The sequence below is a fragment of the Salmonella sp. SAL04162 genome (assembly GCF_046551535.1).
GTDB classification, from domain to species: domain Bacteria; phylum Pseudomonadota; class Gammaproteobacteria; order Enterobacterales; family Enterobacteriaceae; genus Salmonella; species Salmonella enterica.
The window spans coordinates 142,834-163,826 of sequence record NZ_JBGDVX010000012.1; the positions used below are offsets into that span (position 1 = coordinate 142,834).

Below are 20,993 nucleotides of genomic sequence, written 5' to 3' on the forward strand. Positions count from 1 at the left end.
GCTTATCCGGCCTACCGTCTCATATGCCCACCGGGCAAAAAAATCCCCGCGCAATTGCGGGGATTTTTCATTGCAAGCCGACCTTATTCCCATTCCTGCAAGAAGCGTTGACCGTACTGGTCGGCGACCAGCAGCGCGGCGTACACTTCATCCGGCGTTGCGCCGCCAGGCATGTTATGAATAGTTTCACCTTCTGCGCAGGAGGCTTCCGCGACGGTGCGCATTTGGGCCGGGATATCCTGTTTAATATCCAGTTGCGCCAGCGTAATCGGCAGGCCAACGGAATGGCACAGCGCCGCAACGGTTTCGATTTCTTCGACCGGCGCGTTTTCCAGCACCAGTTGCGTCAGCGTACCGAAAGCGACCTTCTCACCGTGATAATAGTGGTGCGCATCCGGAATCGCCGTTAAACCGTTATGAATCGCGTGCGCTGCGGCCAGACCGCCGCTTTCAAAACCGACCCCGCTCAGGTAGGTGTTGGCTTCGATGACGCGCTCCAGCGCTGGCGTGACGACGTGCTGTTCGGCGGCCAACATGGCTTTTTCGCCTTCTTCGATCAGCGTGTTATAGCATAGCTCCGCCAGCGCCAGCGCGGCCTGTGTACACTTGCCGCCCGCCATTGTGGTGGCGCCGCTGCGTGAGCAGGCGCGCGCTTCAAACCAGGTCGCCAGTGCATCGCCGATACCGGCTGCCAGCAGACGCGCCGGCGCGCCCGCCACTATCTGCGTATCGACAATGACCATATTCGGGTTATGCGGCAGCAACAGATAACGGTCAAACTCACCGGCATCGGTATAAATAACCGAGAGCGCGCTGCACGGTGCGTCGGTAGAGGCGATGGTCGGCGCGATAGCGACCGGGACGTTCATAAAATGCGCCAGCGCTTTGGCGGTATCCAGCGTTTTACCGCCGCCGATACCCAGTACGGCGCCACACTGACTTTTTTCGGCGACGGCGCGCAGCCTGTCGATCTCATTTTGCGAACATTCGCCGCCAAACGGGGCGATTTCTACTGACAAACCGGCATCCGTCAGGCTTTTGCGCAGCGTCTCTTCGGCAAATCCCAGCACGAATTTATCGCCCACAACCAGCCAGTTGTTCGCCATTGGTTTTAAATAATCGCCAAGACGCGCGATGACGTTTGCACCCTGAATATACTTACCTGGTGACTGAATAATGCGATCCATACATTTCTCCCCTACAGGTTCAGATTACCAAAAGCGTTTTTCCAGTCTTGCTCAAACTTCTCTATTGCTGACTCTACCGCAGGCGTATTGAGCATTTGTTGCGCTACATCTAAAGGAAGGGTAATCGCCTGGCAACCTGCCAGTAAGCAATCCAGCGCCTGCCGCGGTGTTTTAAAGCTGGCCGCCAGCACCATGCTGTCGGGAGCGTGATGTTCCAGTAGCGTTTGCAGCTCCTGAACCATACGAATGCCATCGCCGCCCTGCGCATCAACGCGGTTGACGTAGGGAGCGACATATTTTGCGCCCGCCAGCGCCGCCAGCAGGCCCTGCGATGCGCTGTAGACGGCGGTGCCCAGCGTCACGATGCCTTCTTTTTTCAGCAATTTAATCGCTGCAAGACCTTCGGCGGTCACCGGAATTTTAACCACAATGCCGGGGATGGCGTTATTCAGCCGTTTGGCTTCTTCCACCATCCCTTTCGCGTCGCGGCTCATGGTCTGCGCAAATAAAGTGCCTTCTTCGCCGATGGCGTTTTGCAGCCTGGGCAGCACATCCCAGATAGATTCTTTGCTGGCTGCCACAATGCTTGGATTGGTGGTGACGCCGGCAATCGGGAAAATGCGCGCCAGACGTTCAACTTCCGCTACGTTAGCGGTATCCAGATAGAGTTCCATAGTCTTTCTCTTCGTGAGTTTTCGTTATGGACAGGATAAAGGAGCGTGTCCCGGATGCGCTATGTGACAAATCTGCCAAAAACTGGACAAATGTGATGCTCTTGGTAAAGTGTGATTTACTTCACAAGTTGGTAATGATTAACGTATAACGTGCTGTTGTATGCCATGTGGGGGAGTGAGGTTTTTGCATTGATATTACAATAATCCAGTAAATGCGCGTTTTATCTACTGTATTCTCTTTATTGGCGTGTGGATTATTTCTCCGTTAGCTGGCTGTGATACTGGCGGCGATACTCCGACGGCGAGCGTTCCGTATTTTTGCGAAACAGGCGGCAGAAATAGTTACTGTCGACAAAGCCGCAGCGGTGCGCCACCTCTTTCACTTTCAGGTCATAGCCCTTCAGCAACGTTTTGGCGTGTTCCAGTCGCGTATGGTTCAGGTATTCGTTAAAGCCGATGGCCCCCGTTTTCTGGAACAGGTGCGAGAGGTAATTTGGCGAGATATAAAACGCCTGTGCTACCGATTCGCGCGTCAACGGCGCGGCGTAGCGTTCATCAATATACTCCCGAATGGCTTCAAAAAGCGCGCGGCTGCGGGAGGCGGTCTGGATTTGGCTGCCGAGCAGATCGCGGCAATGGCTTAGTAGGCTGGCGACAATCAATCTGGCCGTTTGCTGCTCTTGCGGCTGCATCTGCATCTCATTAAGCGTTTGTAACAGGAACGAGCCTATACGCGGGCCGCGGCGCGCAACGTGCTGTTTCGTGAGGTTTTGATGCTGCTGACCATCCCAGTGGACTACGCTGAAACCTAACTGCTGTTTGCCAAACAGAATGCTCAGGGTGGTGACGGGCGTTTGCCACTGCGGGATGTTCCAGCCGCCAGCCGGAACGTAGAGAACATCGCAAGGAATGAGCGGGGCGGTAATGCTCATGTCAGTAAGCTCGCCCTCCAGCACAATCTCCAGCCGCGGAAAATCCACCTGGTACGCCAGTTCCGGCGCTGGGCCGCTGGCGCTGGCAAAATAAATCTGGCGCAGCGGCAGCGGACCGTTGATGAGACGGGAGAGAAGGTGGCTGACGTCGTGATACATGATAATCCCCTGCCGATCGCAAACAGAGGAAACAGTAACGTCGAAAACCGATGTCCTCAAGCGATTATTGCCGGATAGCGGCGCTTTGCGCCTTATCCGGACTACGGGAGAGAAGCACGCCAGGCCCGATAAGCGTTAGCGTTATCGGGCAGCATACAGGCTATTGATTACCGACCTGATCGCCATACGGCAACGTATCATAATCAATCAGCGCGTTTTTCTTATACGGGTTGCCAATCCAGCGCGTGGTCTCTTTGAACTGCGGGTTGGTGATGGAACGTGTCGGGTCGTAACCATCATAGGTCAGGCCCGCTAAGTCCGACCAGGTATGGATAAGCTCGGAACTGCTGTACTTACGATCGACATCCTGTGAGAAGTCGCGCGGATGCGCCGCCTGCCATTTCTCTGAGGTCCACAGCAGGAACGGCACCGTATACATATGACGGGTTGGCGAATCTTCGTTTCGTCCCTGCGTCTTATGCGGCGGCGTGTCATACACTTCTTCACCGTGATCGGAGAAGTAGAGCAGGAAACCGTTCGGATCGGTCGCTTTATAGTCCTTAATCAGGCTGGCGACAACATAGTCGTTATACAGATTCGCGTTGTCGTAATCGTTATACGACTCCAGTTCGTCGCTGCTTAATCCCGGCGGAACATGGTCGGTTTTACCATCAAACTTGCCCTGGTTTTCTGGATAGCGGAACTTGTATTTAATGTGCGTTCCCAGCAGATGCACAATAATGAATTTTTTCGGCGCCGGGTCGGCTAACACCGCTTTAAACGGCGCCAGCACGTTGCTGTCATATTCGCGTGCGCTTTGAGTGCGCTGCTGGTTCATATAGAACTGCTTATCAGTCTGCTTAGAGAACACGGTCAGCATGGTATTACGCGCCGTCATCGTCTGCTGGTTAGTGATCCAGAAGGTTTTATACCCGGCCTGTTTCATCATATTCATCAGCGATGGCTTCGTCAGATACCAGTCCGGGTTCTTTTCGTCCGCGAACGTTAGCGCCTGTTGCAGAATCTCAATGGTGTACGGTCGCGAAGTTACCACGTTATTAAACACGGTCAGCCCGGGGTCGGTTTTATGCAGTGCGTCCAGTTCCGGCGTGGTTTCGCGCGGATAACCGTACAGACTCATACGGCCACGCTGGGTCGATTCGCCAATCACCAGTACCAGCGTGCGCGGCGCATCGCCGGAGTGGTCCTGGAAGTTAGCCAGCGGCGGCAGGGCATCGTTTTCATTCAGCAGTTTATTCAGCGAAGCGAGCTGTAAACGGTACTGATAGTAGCCAGTAATAAATTGCCACGGCGCGGCGGGTTCCATTCGTGACGCCAGGCTATCCAGCGTTTTCTCCATCGACTTATGCTTGATAAAGGTATTCATCGCGATGGGATGGAGGATCAGCCCGTACAGCAGGGCAAACGACACCAGATAGCGCCAGGGCGATGGAATATAAACCGGGCGCAGACGTGTCCACAGCAGAATCGCCGCTACCGTATAAGCCAGGGCGACAAGAACAATTTTCAGACTGAAATATTGGCTTAAATATTCGCTGGCTTCATTGGCGTTGGTTTCAAACATCACAAACAGCACGCTTTGCGAGAACTCCTGCCCGTAGATTACGTAATAGCTCAGCGCCGCCAGCGAGGCGGCCCAAAGTACGACGCCAATAACGGCAGCAATAACCCGGATGCGGCCTGGAAACAGAAAGACCGGGATCAGCCACAGTGAGCTGTACAGTAGCGAATCCCGCAGACCGTTTGTCCCACTGTATCCGGTGAGATAAATAATGGCCTGCAGGAGGGTGGAAAAGAACCAAAAGTAGAGCAGTGCCCAGCCCAGGGCTTTCCAGCTAAACGCGGGTTTAGTCTGGAGTAATGTGGATTGCATAATGAGAGCCTGTCTTTAATCGTAGCGCCAAACGTAACGCCTGAACCTTAAAAGAATCTGAAGCAAACCTGCTTTATGCCGCACGTTTTGCTAAGAAAGATTTACAAATGCATAAAATGCAGACAGGAATATATTGAAAAAATGACGAGGATGACAGCAGTATTTCATGCCGCCCCCACATAACTGCGTGAGGGCGGCTTTCTTTTGGCGTTAGCCGGTGTTGCGCATACCGGCGGCGACGCCCGCAATCGTGACCATCAACGCCTGTTCGACGCGAGGATCGGGCGATTTGCCCTGCTCTTCAGTCAGACGGGAACGATACAGCAATTCGGCCTGCAACACGTTTAATGGATCGGTATAAACGTTTCTTAACTGAATGGACTCCGCAATCCACGGTAAGTCGGCCATCAGGTGCGAATCGTTGGCAATCGCCAGCACCACTTTAATGTCTTCTTCCAGCAGGTCTCGTAGCTCTTTGCCCAGCGGCCATAGCGTTTTCGCCACCAGACGCTGATCGTAATAGTCGGCCAGCCACAGGTCGGCTTTCGAGAATACCATTTCCAGCATTCCAAGACGCGTGGAGAAGAACGGCCAGTCGCGGCACATGGCTTCCAGTTCGCTTTGTTTACCGTCTTCCACCACTTTTTGCAGCGCAGTACCCGCGCCCAGCCAGGCTGGCAGCATCAGGCGGTTTTGCGTCCAGGCGAAGATCCACGGAATCGCGCGCAGCGATTCGACGCCGCCAGTTGGACGACGTTTCGCCGGACGTGAGCCGAGCGGCAATTTGCCCAGCTCTTGCTCCGGCGTCGCGGAGCGGAAGTACGGTACAAAGTCTTTATTTTCGCGCACGTAGCCGCGGTAGGTTTCACAGGAGATGACGGAAAGCTCATCCATAATATGACGCCAGCTGTCTTTCGGTTCCGGCGGCGGCAGCAGGTTTGCTTCCAGAATTGCGCTGGTGTAAAGCGAGAGGCTGCTGACGGTGACTTCCGGCAGGCCGTATTTGAAGCGGATCATCTCGCCCTGCTCGGTCACGCGCAGACCGCCTTTCAGACTGCCTGGCGGTTGCGAAAGCAGCGCCGCGTGGGCTGGCGCGCCGCCACGGCCAATAGAGCCGCCGCGGCCGTGGAAGAGGGTGAGCTCGATGCCGGCTTTTTCACAAGTTTTGATCAGGGCGTCCTGCGCCTGATACTGCGCCCATGACGCGGCCATAACGCCGGCGTCTTTCGCCGAGTCGGAGTAGCCGATCATGACCATCTGCTTACCCTGAATCAGCCCGCGATACCAGTCGATATTCAACAACTGGGTCATTACGTCGTCGGCGTTGTTCAGGTCGTCGAGGGTTTCAAACAGCGGCGCGACCGGCATGGCAAAGCCGATACCTGCCTCTTTCAGCAGCAGATGCACAGCCAGCACATCAGACGGCGTTTTCGCCATTGAAATTACGTAGGCGGCGATCGACCCTTTTGGCGCTTCGGCAATAACCTTGCAGGTTTCAAGCACTTCGCGGGTATCGTTGCTCGGCTCCCAGTTACGCGGCAGCAGCGGACGTTTGGAGTTCAGCTCGCGGATCAGGAAGGCCTGCTTGTCGGCTTCTGACCAGCTTTCGTAGTCGCCAATACCAAGGTAGCGGGTAATTTCGCCCAGCGCTTCGGTATGGCGGGTGCTCTCCTGACGGATATCAATACGCACCAGCGGTACGCCGAAACACTTCACGCGGCGGAGCGTGTCGAGTAACTCGCCGTTGGCGATAATGCCCATGCCGCAGGCCTGTAACGACTGGTAGCAGGCGTACAGAGGTTCCCAGAGCTGCTCGTTTTGCGTCAGCAGGCCATCCGGTTTGGGCAGTTTCTCGCCTTTCAGACGCGCTTCCAGCCAGGACTGGGTCGCCATCAGACGGGCGCGCAATTTTTTCATCAGGTAGCGATACGGTTCAGACGCGCCTTCTTCGCCCACTAACGCCAGCAGCTCCGGCGTGGCGTCGACCATCGACAGTTCTGATACCAGAACATGAATGTCTTTCAGGAACAGATCGGTGGCTTTCCAGCGGCTTAACAGGAGCACGTGGCGGGTGATATCCGCCGTCACGTTCGGGTTGCCGTCACGGTCGCCGCCCATCCAGGAGGTAAAACGTACCGGCACAAAATCCACCGGCAATTTGTAGCCGAGATTTTCTTCCAGCTGTTCGTTCAGTTCACGCAGATAGTTAGGTACGCCCTGCCACAGGCTGTTCTCAACCACGGCGAAGCCCCATTTGGCTTCATCCACCGGGCTTGGGCGCTGCTTGCGGATCTCATCCGTATGCCAGGATTGGGCAATCAACTGGCGCAGGCGACGCATTACCTGGTGGCGTTCGTAGTCGGCGATATCGGTATTATCAAGCTGTTTCAGACAGTTATTGATTTCACCCATCTTGTGAATAAGCGTACGGCGGGTAATTTCTGTCGGATGGGCGGTTAACACCAACTCCAGAGACAGCGACTCTACCGCTTTTTTGATGGTTGCGTCGTTGAGGTCCGGTTGGTTTTTCAGTTTGCGCAGAGTGCGGGCAATCACTTCCGGGTTGCTGGCGGCTTCGCCTTTTGGCGAAATGCTGTGGTATTGCTCGGCAGTATTGGCCAGGTTCAGGAACTGACTAAACGCGCGCGCAACTGGCAGCAGCTCGTCATTAGACAAGTTTTGTAGCGTGGTGAGCAGCTCCTGGCGATTAGCTTCATTGCCGGCGCGTGAAGATTTGGATAGCTTACGGATTGTTTCTACGCGATCAAGAATGTGTTCTCCCAGCGCATCCTTGATGGTTTCTCCCAGCACCTTGCCGAGCATACTGACATTACTACGCAACGCGGAATATTGTTCGTTCATATGACCCCAGACACCCCATCTTTAATGTAATTGCCCTGTCTCTTTCATGCCACAGCGGCAGTGGCTGCGCTCGCCCGTATGCCAGTTCTGCGGAATGGGCTCGTTTGCCGCCTTGCTGTGACGTGAGATTTTTCGGACTTTGCTTTTTAGCCGTCTTTTATAAAGCCACGTAAAACCCGTGGCGTCAATTACTGCGAAATCGGTTCAGCAAACGAAAAAATGGCGGTAATTTATTAAAGTTAATTCGCATCGTGCCAAATAAGAAATGCTTATGAACATGTGGCGTAGAGATGCCGGATGGCGCTGCGCTTATCCGGCCTACAAGACGGGGGAGGCCCGGTAAACATCGTGTCACCGGGCAATATGCATTAATGCCAGCAAAAATGATGTACTACCTGGGTAATCAATTCCCGGGTTGGCTTAATAAAACGCGTTTCGAGATATTCATCCGGCTGATGCGCCTGATTAATTGAGCCCGGACCAAGCACCAGCGTTGGGCATAATGTCTGCATAAACGGCGCTTCAGTACAGTAGTTCACCACGTCGGTTTTTGTTCCCAACAGTTTTTCTACTACTTCAACCAGCTGGTGGTCCGGTGGACACTCGTAACCTGGAATCGGCGGATGTAATTCCGCCACCGTCAGGCGGCCCGGCCAGCGTTCGCTTACCGGGGCCAGCGCGTCGTTAAGCAGTCCATTAAGGTCGTTTAACGTCATGCCCGGCAGTGGACGAATATCCATATGCAATTCGCAGCAGGCGCAGATACGGTTTGAGGCATCGCCGCCGTGGATATGGCCCAGATTCAGCGTTGGATACGGAACGGTAAACGCCTCGTAGTGATACCGCGCTTTCAGCGAGTCACGCAGTTGCATGATATGGCCAATCGCATCGTGCATCAGTTCAATGGCGTTAACCCCACGCGCCGGGTCGCTGGAATGACCGGACTGCCCCAGGACGCGAACGACATTAGAGATATGCCCTTTGTGCGCGCGTATCGGTTGCAACGACGTCGGTTCGCCAATGATCGCGCAGTCCGGACGTAATGCCGTGGTTTCGGAAAAATAACGCGCCCCCGCCATGCTGGTCTCTTCATCGGCGGTCGCCAGAATGTAGAGCGGCTTTTTCAACTTTGTGACGTCAACGTCACGTAGCGCGTCCAGAATAAAAGCGAAGAAGCCTTTCATATCCGCAGTGCCCAGACCATAGAGCTTATTGTCGTGCTCGGTCAGCGTGAACGGGTCGCGCGTCCAGCGTCCGTCATCAAAGGGAACCGTGTCGGTATGGCCGGTCAGCAGCAAACCGCCCGCGCCATGTCCGGTGCTGGCGAGCATATTAAATTTGTTTCGCGTTCCTGGAACCGGTTGAACCTCTACGTTGAAACCAAGATCGCTGAACCAGCCTGCAAGCAAAGTGATTAAAGACGCATTACTTTGATCGAGGGATTCTTCGGTTGCGCTTATCGACGGTGTGGCAATCAGAGCGCGGTAAATCTCGATAAATGGCGGTAAAACGTTTTTCATTGTTGACACACCTCAGGTCATGATAGTATCAATATTCATGCATTAATTATGAATAAAAATACATTAACGTTGAGCATAAAGGAACCCGATGTTGAATACGCTGATTGTAGGCGCTAGCGGTTATGCGGGCGCAGAGCTTGTAAGCTACGTAAATCGCCACCCACATATGACCATAACCGCTTTGACCGTCTCAGCGCAAAGCAATGATGCAGGAAAGTTAATTTCTGATTTACATCCGCAGTTAAAAGGGATTGTCGACCTGCCATTGCAACCGATGTCGGATGTACGTGATTTTAGTGCAGATGTTGATGTGGTGTTCCTGGCGACAGCGCATGAAGTGAGCCACGATCTGGCGCCGCAATTTTTACAGGCCGGATGCGTCGTATTCGATCTTTCCGGCGCGTTTCGGGTAAACGATCGCGCCTTCTATGAAAAGTACTACGGATTTACTCATCAGTATCCTGAGCTGTTGGAGCAGGCGGTGTACGGTCTGGCGGAGTGGAATGCCGATAAACTGAACACGGCGAATCTGATTGCGGTTCCTGGTTGCTATCCAACCGCAGCGCAGTTGTCGCTAAAACCGCTGATTGACGGCGGGCTTCTGGATCTGACGCAGTGGCCGGTAATTAATGCCACCAGCGGGGTGAGCGGCGCGGGGCGCAAAGCGGCAATATCGAACAGTTTCTGTGAAGTGAGTTTGCAACCGTATGGTGTGTTTACGCATCGTCATCAGCCGGAAATCGCCGTCCATCTGGGCGCGGAGGTCATCTTCACCCCGCATCTGGGGAATTTTCCGCGCGGGATTCTGGAAACCATTACCTGCCGCCTGAAAGCGGGAGTAACCCATGCGCAGGTCGCCGACGTGTTGCAAAAAGCCTATGGCGACAAACCGCTGGTGCGCCTGTATGACAAAGGCGTTCCGGCGTTAAAGAACGTCGTCGGGCTGCCGTTCTGCGATATTGGTTTTGCCGTCCAGGGCGAACATCTGATTGTGGTGGCAACCGAAGACAACTTGTTGAAAGGCGCAGCGGCGCAGGCGGTGCAGTGCGCTAATATTCGTTTTGGCTTCGCTGAAACGCAGTCTCTTATTTAAGGGTGAAATGATGAATCCATTAATTATCAAGCTGGGTGGCGTATTACTGGATAGCGAAGAGGCTCTGGAACGTCTTTTTACCGCGCTGGTCAACTATCGTGAGTCCCATCAGCGTCCGCTGGTGATTGTTCACGGCGGCGGTTGCGTGGTGGATGAGCTGATGAAAGGGCTTAATTTGCCAGTGAAAAAGAAAGACGGCCTGCGCGTGACGCCTGCCGATCAGATTGGCATCATTACCGGCGCGCTGGCGGGAACCGCTAACAAAACTCTGCTGGCCTGGGCGAAGAAACACCATATCGCCTCTGTTGGTCTGTTTCTGGGCGATGGCGACAGCGTAAAAGTGACCCAACTCGATGAAGCTTTAGGCCACGTCGGGCTGGCACAGCCGGGGTCGCCGAAGCTGATTAACATGCTGCTGGAAAATGGCTTTCTGCCGGTGGTCAGCTCCATTGGCGTAACAGACGACGGCCAACTGATGAACGTCAACGCCGATCAGGCGGCAACCGCGCTGGCGGCGACGCTGGGGGCCGATCTGATCCTGCTTTCTGACGTGAGCGGTATTCTGGACGGCAAAGGCCAGCGTATCGCCGAAATGACGGCGTCCAAAGCCGAGCAGCTTATCGACCAGGGCATTATTACCGACGGGATGATTGTGAAAGTGAATGCGGCCCTCGATGCTGCGCGGGCGCTGGGTCGCCCTGTGGATATCGCTTCCTGGCGTCATGCGGAGCAACTGCCGGCGCTGTTTAACGGCACGCCGATTGGCACGCGTATTCTGGCTTAACTATTTGTTCGCCCGATGGCGGCTGCGCCTTATCGGGCCTACGTGAACAGAAATTATAGGCCGGATAAGCGTAGCGCCATCCGGCAGTGAAATTCGAAGAATTTAAGGAAGTCTATTATGGCACTTTGGGGTGGGCGTTTTACACAGGCGGCAGACCAGCGGTTTAAACAATTCAATGATTCGTTGCGCTTCGATTACCGTCTGGCGGAGCAGGATATTGTCGGTTCTGTGGCCTGGTCCAAAGCATTGGTCACGGTAGGCGTACTGACTGCCGATGAGCAACGACAGTTGGAAGAAGCGCTGAACGTGCTGCTGGAAGAGGTTCGCGCGAATCCGCAGCAAATCCTGCAAAGCGATGCGGAAGATATCCATAGCTGGGTGGAAGGTAAGCTCATCGACAAAGTGGGTCAGTTGGGTAAAAAGCTGCACACCGGACGCAGCCGTAACGATCAGGTGGCGACGGACCTGAAACTGTGGTGCAAAGAGACGGTGAGGGAACTGCTTACCGCTAACCGCCAGCTACAGAGCGCGCTGGTGGAAACCGCGCAGGCGAACCAGGACGCGGTAATGCCGGGATATACCCATCTGCAACGCGCGCAGCCGGTGACTTTCGCCCACTGGTGTCTCGCGTATGTCGAAATGCTGGCGCGCGATGAAAGCCGCCTGCAGGACACGCTTAAACGTCTGGACGTGAGTCCGCTAGGTTGCGGCGCGTTGGCGGGAACGGCCTATGAAATTGACCGTGAACAATTGGCAGGCTGGCTGGGCTTTACGTCTGCGACCCGCAACAGCCTGGACAGCGTGTCCGATCGTGACCACGTACTGGAACTGCTTTCTGATGCGGCTATCGGCATGGTGCATCTGTCACGCTTCGCGGAAGATCTGATTTTCTTTAATTCTGGTGAAGCGGGCTTTGTAGAGCTTTCTGACCGCGTGACTTCCGGTTCATCGTTAATGCCGCAGAAGAAAAACCCGGACGCGCTGGAGCTGATTCGCGGTAAGTGCGGTCGCGTACAAGGGGCGCTAACCGGCATGATGATGACTTTAAAAGGTCTGCCGCTGGCGTATAACAAAGATATGCAGGAAGACAAAGAAGGGCTGTTCGATGCGCTCGATACCTGGCTTGACTGCCTGCATATGGCGGCGTTGGTGCTGGACGGTATTCAGGTGAAACGCCCACGTTGTCAGGACGCGGCGCAACAGGGGTATGCCAACGCCACGGAGCTGGCGGATTACCTGGTCGCGAAAGGCGTGCCGTTCCGCGAAGCGCACCATATTGTCGGCGAAGCGGTGGTAGAAGCTATTCGCCAGGGTAAGCCGCTGGAAGCGTTGCCGCTGGCCGATTTACAGAAATTCAGCCGCGTGATTGGCGACGATGTGTATCCGATATTGTCTTTGCAGTCGTGTCTGGATAAACGGGCGGCAAAAGGCGGCGTTTCTCCACAACAGGTGGCGCAGGCCATCGACGATGCCAGGGCGCGCCTCGCGTTGTAGGCCTTATAAGCGTAGCGCCATCAGGTAATACTGCCCGGCCGAGCATCAGCGACGCCGGGCTTTTTTACGCAAAAAAAAAGCGGACCAGAGGTCCGCAAAAGTTCACGTTGGCTTTAGTTATTTCGGGTTCGAGAGATACCCTCTAAACGGGCGGTGTCTTCAAGGGTTAAACGAGAAACCGCTCCGTTCTGTGATGTATTATTAATCAGAAAGGTTGATAGGGATAATCGTTCATTGCTATGCTACCTATCGCCATGAACTATCGTGGCGACGGAGGATGAATAATGAATATTCGTGATCTTGAATATCTGGTGGCGTTAGCCGAACATCGCCATTTCCGGCGAGCGGCGGACTCCTGTCACGTCAGCCAGCCAACCCTTAGTGGGCAAATACGTAAGCTGGAAGATGAGCTGGGCGTTATGCTGCTGGAGCGTACGAGCCGTAAGGTGCTGTTTACCCAGGCGGGCTTACTGCTGGTGGATCAGGCGCGTACCGTACTGCGTGAGGTCAAGGTGCTCAAGGAGATGGCAAGCCAACAAGGCGAGACGATGTCCGGCCCGCTGCATATTGGTTTAATCCCAACGATTGGTCCCTATTTGCTGCCGCTTATCATTCCAATGTTGCACCAGACTTTCCCGAAGCTGGAAATGTATCTGCATGAGGCGCAAACGCATCAGTTGTTAGCGCAACTCGATAGCGGCAAGCTTGACTGCGCTATTCTGGCGCTGGTGAAAGAGAGCGAGGCGTTTATCGAAGTGCCGCTGTTTGATGAGCCCATGATGCTGGCTATTTATGAGGATCATCCGTGGGCGAATCGCGATCGCGTGCCGATGTCCGACCTGGCGGGCGAGAAATTGCTGATGCTGGAAGATGGCCACTGTCTGCGCGATCAGGCGATGGGGTTCTGTTTTGAAGCGGGAGCGGATGAAGATACCCATTTCCGGGCAACCAGTCTGGAAACGCTGCGCAACATGGTGGCGGCGGGCAGTGGTATTACACTACTCCCCGCGCTGGCCGTACCGCAGGAGCGTAAGCGCGACGGCGTGGTTTATCTGCCATGCATTAAGCCGGAGCCGCGTCGTACCGTGGGGCTGGTTTATCGCCCTGGATCGCCGCTGCGTAGCCGTTATGAGCAACTGGCAGAGGCCATCCGTGGCGCAATGGATGGCCATTTCGACAAGGCGTTAAAACAGGCGGTTTAAGCCGTTCAACGCCGCAACCCGATAAGCTTCCGCCATGGTTGGGTAGTTAAAGGTGGTGTTAACGAAGTATTCGATGGTGTTACCGCCACCTTTCTGCTCCATGATCGCCTGGCCGATATGAATAATTTCGGCGGCGCGTTCGCCAAAGCAGTGAATCCCCAGAATTTCTTTGGTTTCGCGGTGGAAGAGAATTTTTAGCGTGCCGACGTTCATGCCGACGATTTGCGCTCGCGCCAGATGCTTAAACTGCGCGCGGCCCACTTCGTAAGGCACTTTCATTGCCGTTAACTGCTGCTCGGTTTTGCCGACAGAACTGATTTCCGGAATGGTATAAATCCCGGTGGGGATATCTTCGATAAGATGCGCGGTCGCTTCGCCTTTCACCAGCGCCTGCGCTGCAATACGCCCCTGATCGTAGGCGGCGGAGGCCAGACTGGGATAGCCAATCACGTCGCCCACCGCATAGACGTGCGGCAGGGCGGTCTGGTACATACTGTTGACTTTGAGCTGTCCACGGCTGTCTGTTTCCAGACCAATATTCTCCAGCGCCAGCGAATCGGTGTTACCGGTACGGCCATTAGCATAGAGCAGGCAGTCAGCCTTCAGTTTTTTACCGGATTTCAGGTGCATGATGACGCCATCATCGCAGCCTTCGATTTTCTCATACTCTTCATTGTGGCGAATAACCACGCCGCTATTCCAGAAATGGTAAGAGAGAGAGTCGGACATCTCCTGATCGAGAAAGGCCAGCAGGCGATCGCGGGTGTTGATCAGATCCACTTTCACATCCATACCGCGGAAGATGGACGCATATTCGCAGCCGATAACGCCGGCGCCGTAAATAATAACGTGGCGCGGTTCATGGTGGAGACTCAGGATTGAGTCGCTGTCATAAATGCGCGGATGCGAGAAATCCACATCATTGGGATGGTAAGGACGCGAACCACAGGCAATAACAAATTTTTCTGCCGTCAGGGTTTCAACCGTGCCGTCATGGCATTCCAGCGCCAGGGTATGTTCGTCAATAAAATGGGCGTTGCCCTGCAAGATTTCACAGTGGTTACGCTCATAAAACCCCTGACGCATACGCGTTTGTTGATTAATCACGTTATCGGCATGATTAAGGATATCGGCGAATGAAGAACGAAGAAGACGGGAGTGGTCGCTATAGAGCGGGTTTTGATTAAATTCAATAATGCGGCTGACGGCGTGGCGAAGGGCTTTGGATGGAATGGTGCCCCAGTGGGTACATCCGCCGCCAACGTTATGATAACGCTCAATCACCGCGACGCGTGCTCCTTGCTTAACCAGACCCATTGCAGCGCCTTCACCGCCGGGGCCTGACCCTATGACGACTGCATCATAATCCCAGGAATGTGGCATGGTATTACTCACCTGTTTTTATACATAAAATAAACACGATGATAACATTTGCCCAGCTTTAACCCAATTATCGTTGTGCTTTTTTGCGAAGCCGGAGCACAAACTGTCTGTAAACAATCATTCACAATCCAGTGTGAACCCGTTACTTTTATTCTCTGGTATAGTGCCGAATAAGGCATATGGAAGGATTCAGACATTGTGATGGGTGTTAGAGCGCAACAAAAAGAAAAAACCCGGCGTTCGCTGGTGGAAGCCGCATTCAGCCAACTGAGCGCTGAGCGGAGTTTTGCCAGCCTGAGTTTGCGTGAGGTGGCGCGTGAAGCGGGCATTGCGCCAACGTCGTTTTACCGTCATTTTCGCGATGTCGATGAACTCGGTCTGACGATGGTGGATGAAAGCGGTCTGATGCTGCGTCAGTTGATGCGTCAGGCGCGGCAGCGCATCGCGAAAGGCGGCAGCGTCATTCGCACGTCGGTCTCCACATTTATGGAGTTTATCGGCAACAATCCCAACGCCTTCCGTCTGTTGTTGCGCGAACGTTCCGGCACTTCAGCGGCGTTTCGTGCCGCCGTCGCGCGGGAGATTCAGCATTTTATTGCGGAACTTGCCGACTATCTGGAACTCGAAAACCATATGCCGCGCGCGTTTACTGAAGCCCAGGCCGAAGCGATGGTGACTATTGTCTTTAGCGCGGGCGCAGAGGCGTTGGACATCGGCGCTGAACAGCGTCGGCAATTAGAAGAGCGGCTGGTATTGCAACTGCGCATGATTGCGAAAGGGGCGTATTACTGGTATCGCCGTGAGCAAGAGAAAATAGCACATCATTCCGAATAACGTGAAGGACGAGTAATGAAACAGTCAGGTCAAGATAAAGGTACGCTGTTGCTGGCGCTCATCGCTGGCTTATCGATTAACGGCACATTCGCGGCGCTGTTTAGCGCTATTGTGCCGTTCTCCGTATTCCCGGTTATCTCGCTGGTGCTGACGGTATATTGCCTGCATCAGCGCTACCAAAATCGTACTATGCCGGTAGGTTTGCCGGGGTTGGCCGCCGCTTGTTTCATTCTTGGCGTTTTACTGTATAGCACCGTCGTGCGTGCAGAATATCCGGATATTGGCTCTAATTTCTTCCCGGCGGTGCTGTCGGTGATTCTGGTATTCTGGATTGGCTTTAAACTGCGTAACCGCAAGCAGGACACCGCGGAATAGTGTGCGAATGCCGGATGGCGGTATAACCGGCCATCCGACGTACATTTTACCTTGCGGTGAGTAATACCCCGCATTCCATATGATGCGTATACGGGAACTGATCGAATAGCGCCAGGCGAGACACCGTGTGCGTCTGGCTGAACGTTTCCAGGTTTTTGCACAACGTTTCCGGATTGCAGGAAATGTACAGAATACGTGGATAAGCCTGCACCATTTTTTCCGTTTCGCTGTCCAGACCGCTGCGCGGCGGATCGACAAAAATGGTTTCGCACTGATAGCGCTTCAGGTCGATCCCCTGCAGGCGGTTAAACTCACGAACGCCGTTCATCGCCTGGGTAAACTCTTCCGCCGCCATGCGAATAATTTGCACATTATCAATATGATTAGCGGCAATATTGTACTGTGCGGCAGCGACGGACGGTTTGGCGATTTCGGTTGCCAGCACGCGGTTAAAATTGCGCGCCAGCGCTAAAGAAAAATTGCCGTTGCCGCAATACAACTCAAGCAGATCGCCTTTTGAGTCTTTCGTCACCTCCAGCGCCCACTCTAACATCTGAATATTCATGGCGGCGTTTGGCTGCGTAAAGCTGTTTTCGACCTGGCGGTAGATCATCTCTTTACCTGCCACAGGCAGACGCTCATCAATATAATCCTGATCCAATTCGATCTTGGTTTTAGTAGCCCGGCCAATCAGGTGTACGTTCAGACCTTGCGCGCGTAAAGCATCGCGTAACGCAGTGGCGGCTTCACGCCACTCTTCGTCCAGCTTCTTATGGTACAGCAACGACACTACCGCCTGGTTGCTCAAGGTCGTGAGATAATCGATCTGGAACAGCTTATGCCGCAGTGCATGATTATCGCGCACGCCGGCAATCATCGCCTTCATTAAGGTATTAATCAGTTGGCTGGCCGCCGGGAAGGTGTCAACGCGAATCCGGCTTTTGGTCTGCTGATCAAACATAATGTGGTACAGATCATCGCCGTCATGCCACAGGCGAAATTCCGCACGCATACGATAGTGACTGACCGGCGAGCGAAATACTTCCGGAACCAGGCCAGAAAACGGCGCCATCATACTCTGCAAGCGTGCCACTTTTTCGGCCAGCTGCGCCTCATACTGTTCTGTCGGAAGATGTTCGGGGGTCATATCGCATCCTGAATAATAAAAGTACGCGGGGATTGTAGGGATTGCTCAGTGGATGTCCAGCTATTGATGATTTCTGATTTGTGATGCGCGGTCTGGACAGGGTGTTGTGACAGACGGTAGCATCCGTGGGCCGGTCCTGTGAGTTAATAGGGAATCCAGTGAAAATCTGGAGCTGACGCGCAGCGGTAAGGAAAGGTGAGATGAGAGCGTAAGCAGACACTGCCTCCGGCGGGAAGTCATCATTTCTGCTATCCAGCCAACGGATAACCCTCCAAGCCCGAAGACCTGCCGGCTAACGTCGCATCTGGTTTTTCATCATCGCGTACTATCGATGAAGCCTGCGGCATCCTTCTTATATTGTGGATGCTTTACAATGATTAAAAAAGCTACGCTGCTGACGGCGTTCTCCGTCACGGCCTTTTCCGCTTGGGCGCAGGACACTAGCCCGGATACCCTGGTTGTCACCGCCAACCGTTTTCAGCAGCCGCGCAGCGCGGTTCTGGCGCCCGTTACCATCGTGACGCGTCAGGATATTGAACGCTGGCAATCGACCTCCGTAAATGATGTTCTGCGCCGTTTGCCTGGCGTCGATATTGCGCAGAGCGGCGGCGCTGGACAAAACTCCTCCATTTTCATTCGCGGCACCAACTCCAGCCATGTACTGGTATTGATTGACGGCGTGCGTCTGAATTTAGCAGGCGTGAGCGGGTCCGCCGATCTCAGCCAGTTCCCGGTGTCGCTGGTACAGCGCATTGAATATATTCGTGGTCCGCGCTCCGCTATTTATGGTTCCGATGCTATCGGCGGCGTAGTGAATATCATTACGACGCGCGATAACCCAGGCACAGAATTAACCGCTGGATGGGGAAGCAATAGCTACCAGAATTACGACATCTCGACGCAACAGCAACTTGGCGAAAACACGCGGGCGACGTTGATCGGCGATTACGAATACACCAAAGGGTTTGACGTGGTAGCGAAAGGCGGTACCGGGATGCAGGCGCAGCCTGACCGGGACGGCTTTTTGAGTAAAACGCTTTATGGCGCGTTAGAGCATACCTTTTCTGATCGCTGGAGCGGATTCGTGCGTGGTTATGGCTACGATAACCGTACCGATTACGACGCCTATTACTCGCCGGGCTCGCCGTTGATTGATACACGCAAACTTTATAGCCAAAGCTGGGACGCCGGGCTGCGCTTTAATGGCGAACGTATTCAGTCTCAGCTGGTTTCAAGCTATAGCCACAGTAAAGATTACAACTATGATCCGCACTATGGCCGGTATGATACCTCCGCCACGCTGGATGAGATGAAACAGTACAATGTTCAATGGACCAACAGTGTGGTCGTGGGGCACGGTAATGTTGGGGCGGGCGTAGACTGGCAGAAACAGACTACCACGCCAGGTACCGGCTATGTGCCCGAGGGATATGACCAGCGTAATACCGGGGTTTACCTGACAGGATTACAACAGTTGGGTGACTTCACTCTGGAAGCGGCGGCGCGCAGTGATGACAACTCCCAGTTTGGTCGTCATGGTACATGGCAAACCAGCGCGGGATGGGAGTTTATAGAAGGTTATCGCTTTATTGCCTCCTACGGAACCTCCTACAAAGCGCCTAATTTGGGCCAACTGTATGGTTATTACGGTAATCCGAACCTGAATCCTGAAAAGAGTAAACAGTGGGAAGGCGCATTTGAAGGGCTAACCGCTGGCGTCAGCTGGCGTATTTCAGGTTATCGTAACGATATTAATGACATGATCGATTATGACGATCATCTGCAAAAATATTACAACGAAGGTAAGGCGCGCATTTAAGGTATTGAGGCGACGGCGAATTTCGATACCGGACCGTTAACGCATACGGTCAGTTACGATTACGTTGATGCGCGTAATGCGATTACCGATACGCCATTACCCCGGCGTTCCAAACAGATGGCAAAATATCAACTTGACTGGGACGTTTACGATTTTGACTGGGGGGTGACATATCAATACCTTGGTTCCCGCTATGATTCGGACTACTCCGCTTACCCATACCGGACAGTAAAAATGGGCGGCGTCAGTTTATGGGATCTTACGGTTGCATATCCGGTCACCTCACACCTTACAGTTCGTGGTAAAATAGCCAACCTGTTCGACAAAGATTACGAGACAGTTTATGGCTACCAAACTGCAGGACGAGAATACACCTTGTCTGGCAGCTACACCTTCTGAACCACGTCCCACCGTGCTGGTATTTGATTCCGGCGTCGGTGGATTGTCGGTCTATGATGAGATTCGGCGGCTCCTGCCGGATCTCCACTATATATATGCTTTCGATAACGTGGCTTTCCCCTACGGGGAAAAGAGCGAAACGTTTATCGTCGAGCGCGTTGTCGAGATTGTGACTGCGGTACAGCAGCGCTATCCCCTTTCACTGGCGGTGATTGCCTGCAATACCGCCAGTACGGTCTCACTTCCCGCATTACGTGAAAAGTTTGCCTTCCCGGTGGTGGGCGTTGTGCCTGCAATTAAACCAGCGGCGCGGCTGACCGCCAATGGCGTCGTCGGGCTACTGGCGACGAGAGCGACGGTCAAACGTCCTTATACTCACGAGCTGATTGCGCGCTTCGCCAATGAATGTCAGATAGCGATGTTGGGGTCGGCAGAACTGGTGGAACTGGCGGAAGCTAAATTACATGGCGATTCGGTATCGCTGGAAGAGCTGCGCCGCATATTACGCCCATGGCTACGAATGCCGGAGCCGCCTGACACGGTCGTTCTGGGGTGTACGCATTTCCCTCTATTACGGGACGAGCTTTTGCAAGTCCTGCCCGAAGGGACGCGGTTAGTGGATTCCGGCGCGGCGATAGCGCGTCGTACAGCCTGGCTGTTGGAACATGAAGCGCCGGATGCGAAATCAACCGATGCCAATATTGCTTATTGCATGGCAATGACGCCAGGAGCTGAACAATTATTACCCGTTTTACAGCGTTATGGCTTTGAAACGCTCGAAAAACTGGCGGTTTAATGGCGTTTTGGGTAAATACCAGGCACTTGAGAAATTATTTTAAATTTCCTCTTGTCAGGCAGAAATAACTCCCTATAATGCGCCACCACTGACACGGAACAACGGCACACAGGCCGCCGGGTCAGCGGGGTTCAGACCAGAACCTCACGGAGAAAAGCGAAAATAAACGCTTGACTCTGAAGCGGGAAAGCGTAATATGCACACCCCGCGCCGCTGAGAAAAAGCGAAGCGGCACTGCTCTTTAACAATTTATCAGACAATCTGTGTGGGCACTCGAAGATACGGATTCTTGACGTCGCAAGACGAAAAATGAATACCAAGTCTCAAGAGTGAACACGTAATTCATTACGAAGTTTAATTCTTTGAGCATCAAACTTTTAAATTGAAGAGTTTGATCATGGCTCAGATTGAACGCTGGCGGCAGGCCTAACACATGCAA

The 20,993-nt window shown here is 53.8% G+C and carries 15 protein-coding genes, 1 pseudogene and 1 riboswitch; of the genes and pseudogenes, 8 read left to right on the top strand and 8 right to left on the bottom strand.

Annotated features, from left to right (window positions below):
- Positions 1-83: 83 nt before the first annotated feature.
- The 6 genes from ACLJRH_RS20900 to argE all read right to left on the bottom strand — a co-directional run bounded on the left by ACLJRH_RS20900 (position 84) and on the right by argE (position 9,228).
- Complete coding sequence (locus tag ACLJRH_RS20900; RefSeq protein ID WP_000374032.1) at positions 84-1,187, bottom strand: glycerol dehydrogenase; 1,104 nt, start codon at positions 1,185-1,187, stop codon at positions 84-86.
- Between the two features lie 11 nt (positions 1,188-1,198).
- Complete coding sequence (gene fsa, locus ACLJRH_RS20905; protein WP_000424866.1) at positions 1,199-1,861, bottom strand: fructose-6-phosphate aldolase; 663 nt, start codon at positions 1,859-1,861, stop codon at positions 1,199-1,201.
- 254 nt (positions 1,862-2,115) lie between these two features.
- Positions 2,116-2,952 carry a helix-turn-helix transcriptional regulator gene (locus tag ACLJRH_RS20910; RefSeq protein ID WP_000274595.1) on the bottom strand — a complete coding sequence of 279 codons (837 nt, stop codon included), beginning with the start codon at positions 2,950-2,952 and terminating at the stop codon, positions 2,116-2,118.
- Positions 2,953-3,112: 160 nt separating this feature from the next.
- Positions 3,113-4,846 carry a phosphoethanolamine transferase CptA gene (locus ACLJRH_RS20915; RefSeq protein WP_001192092.1) on the bottom strand — a complete coding sequence of 578 codons (1,734 nt, stop codon included), beginning with the start codon at positions 4,844-4,846 and terminating at the stop codon, positions 3,113-3,115.
- 210 nt (positions 4,847-5,056) lie between these two features.
- The gene (gene ppc / locus ACLJRH_RS20920) at positions 5,057-7,708 is read right to left on the bottom strand and encodes a phosphoenolpyruvate carboxylase (RefSeq protein WP_001005549.1); all 2,652 of its coding nucleotides are present in this window, start codon (positions 7,706-7,708) and stop codon (positions 5,057-5,059) included.
- Positions 7,709-8,076: 368 nt separating this feature from the next.
- Positions 8,077-9,228 (bottom strand): acetylornithine deacetylase, encoded by a 1,152-nt coding sequence (argE, locus tag ACLJRH_RS20925; RefSeq protein ID WP_000800208.1) that lies wholly within the window; start codon positions 9,226-9,228, stop codon positions 8,077-8,079.
- A gap of 88 nt (positions 9,229-9,316) precedes the next feature.
- On the opposite strand from argE, the gene argC reads away from it, so the two are divergent.
- The 4 genes from argC (at position 9,317) to oxyR (ending at position 13,801) form a co-directional block, all read left to right on the top strand.
- The gene (gene argC, locus ACLJRH_RS20930; protein ID WP_000935336.1) at positions 9,317-10,321 is read left to right on the top strand and encodes an N-acetyl-gamma-glutamyl-phosphate reductase; all 1,005 of its coding nucleotides are present in this window, start codon (positions 9,317-9,319) and stop codon (positions 10,319-10,321) included.
- Positions 10,322-10,328: 7 nt separating this feature from the next.
- Positions 10,329-11,105, top strand: coding sequence for an acetylglutamate kinase (gene argB, locus ACLJRH_RS20935; RefSeq protein WP_086776771.1), 777 nt, complete (start codon positions 10,329-10,331; stop codon positions 11,103-11,105).
- 117 nt (positions 11,106-11,222) lie between these two features.
- On the top strand, positions 11,223-12,599 hold the full coding sequence (gene argH / locus ACLJRH_RS20940; protein ID WP_001230054.1) for an argininosuccinate lyase: 1,377 nt from the start codon (positions 11,223-11,225) through the stop codon (positions 12,597-12,599).
- A 284-nt stretch (positions 12,600-12,883) separates the two neighbouring features.
- The gene (gene oxyR, locus ACLJRH_RS20945; RefSeq protein ID WP_001025919.1) at positions 12,884-13,801 is read left to right on the top strand and encodes a DNA-binding transcriptional regulator OxyR; all 918 of its coding nucleotides are present in this window, start codon (positions 12,884-12,886) and stop codon (positions 13,799-13,801) included.
- On the opposite strand, the gene sthA is transcribed toward oxyR, so the two are convergent.
- Positions 13,784-15,184 carry a Si-specific NAD(P)(+) transhydrogenase gene (sthA, locus tag ACLJRH_RS20950; RefSeq protein WP_001120789.1) on the bottom strand — a complete coding sequence of 467 codons (1,401 nt, stop codon included), beginning with the start codon at positions 15,182-15,184 and terminating at the stop codon, positions 13,784-13,786. The genes oxyR and sthA overlap by 18 nt on opposite strands.
- Before the next feature lie 198 nt (positions 15,185-15,382).
- Here sthA and fabR point away from each other — a divergent pair, with 198 nt between their 5' ends.
- Together fabR and ACLJRH_RS20960 are read left to right on the top strand one after the other, a co-directional pair.
- Positions 15,383-16,018 (top strand): HTH-type transcriptional repressor FabR, encoded by a 636-nt coding sequence (gene fabR / locus ACLJRH_RS20955; protein WP_000971958.1) that lies wholly within the window; start codon positions 15,383-15,385, stop codon positions 16,016-16,018.
- Between the two features lie 15 nt (positions 16,019-16,033).
- On the top strand, positions 16,034-16,393 hold the full coding sequence (locus tag ACLJRH_RS20960) for a YijD family membrane protein (protein ID WP_000813838.1): 360 nt from the start codon (positions 16,034-16,036) through the stop codon (positions 16,391-16,393).
- A gap of 46 nt (positions 16,394-16,439) precedes the next feature.
- Here ACLJRH_RS20960 and trmA read toward each other — a convergent pair whose 3' ends face one another.
- Positions 16,440-17,540 carry a tRNA (uridine(54)-C5)-methyltransferase TrmA gene (trmA, locus tag ACLJRH_RS20965; protein WP_023137072.1) on the bottom strand — a complete coding sequence of 367 codons (1,101 nt, stop codon included), beginning with the start codon at positions 17,538-17,540 and terminating at the stop codon, positions 16,440-16,442.
- A gap of 114 nt (positions 17,541-17,654) precedes the next feature.
- Positions 17,655-17,848: riboswitch (cobalamin riboswitch) on the top strand.
- 65 nt (positions 17,849-17,913) lie between these two features.
- Between trmA and btuB the strand changes: the two are divergent.
- Together btuB and murI are read left to right on the top strand one after the other, a co-directional pair.
- Positions 17,914-19,758: pseudogene (gene btuB / locus ACLJRH_RS20970) on the top strand (TonB-dependent vitamin B12 receptor BtuB).
- Positions 19,703-20,554 (top strand): glutamate racemase, encoded by an 852-nt coding sequence (gene murI / locus ACLJRH_RS20975; protein ID WP_000201804.1) that lies wholly within the window; start codon positions 19,703-19,705, stop codon positions 20,552-20,554. The pseudogene btuB and the gene murI overlap by 56 nt, the downstream one beginning before the upstream one ends.
- Positions 20,555-20,993 lie beyond the last annotated feature (439 nt).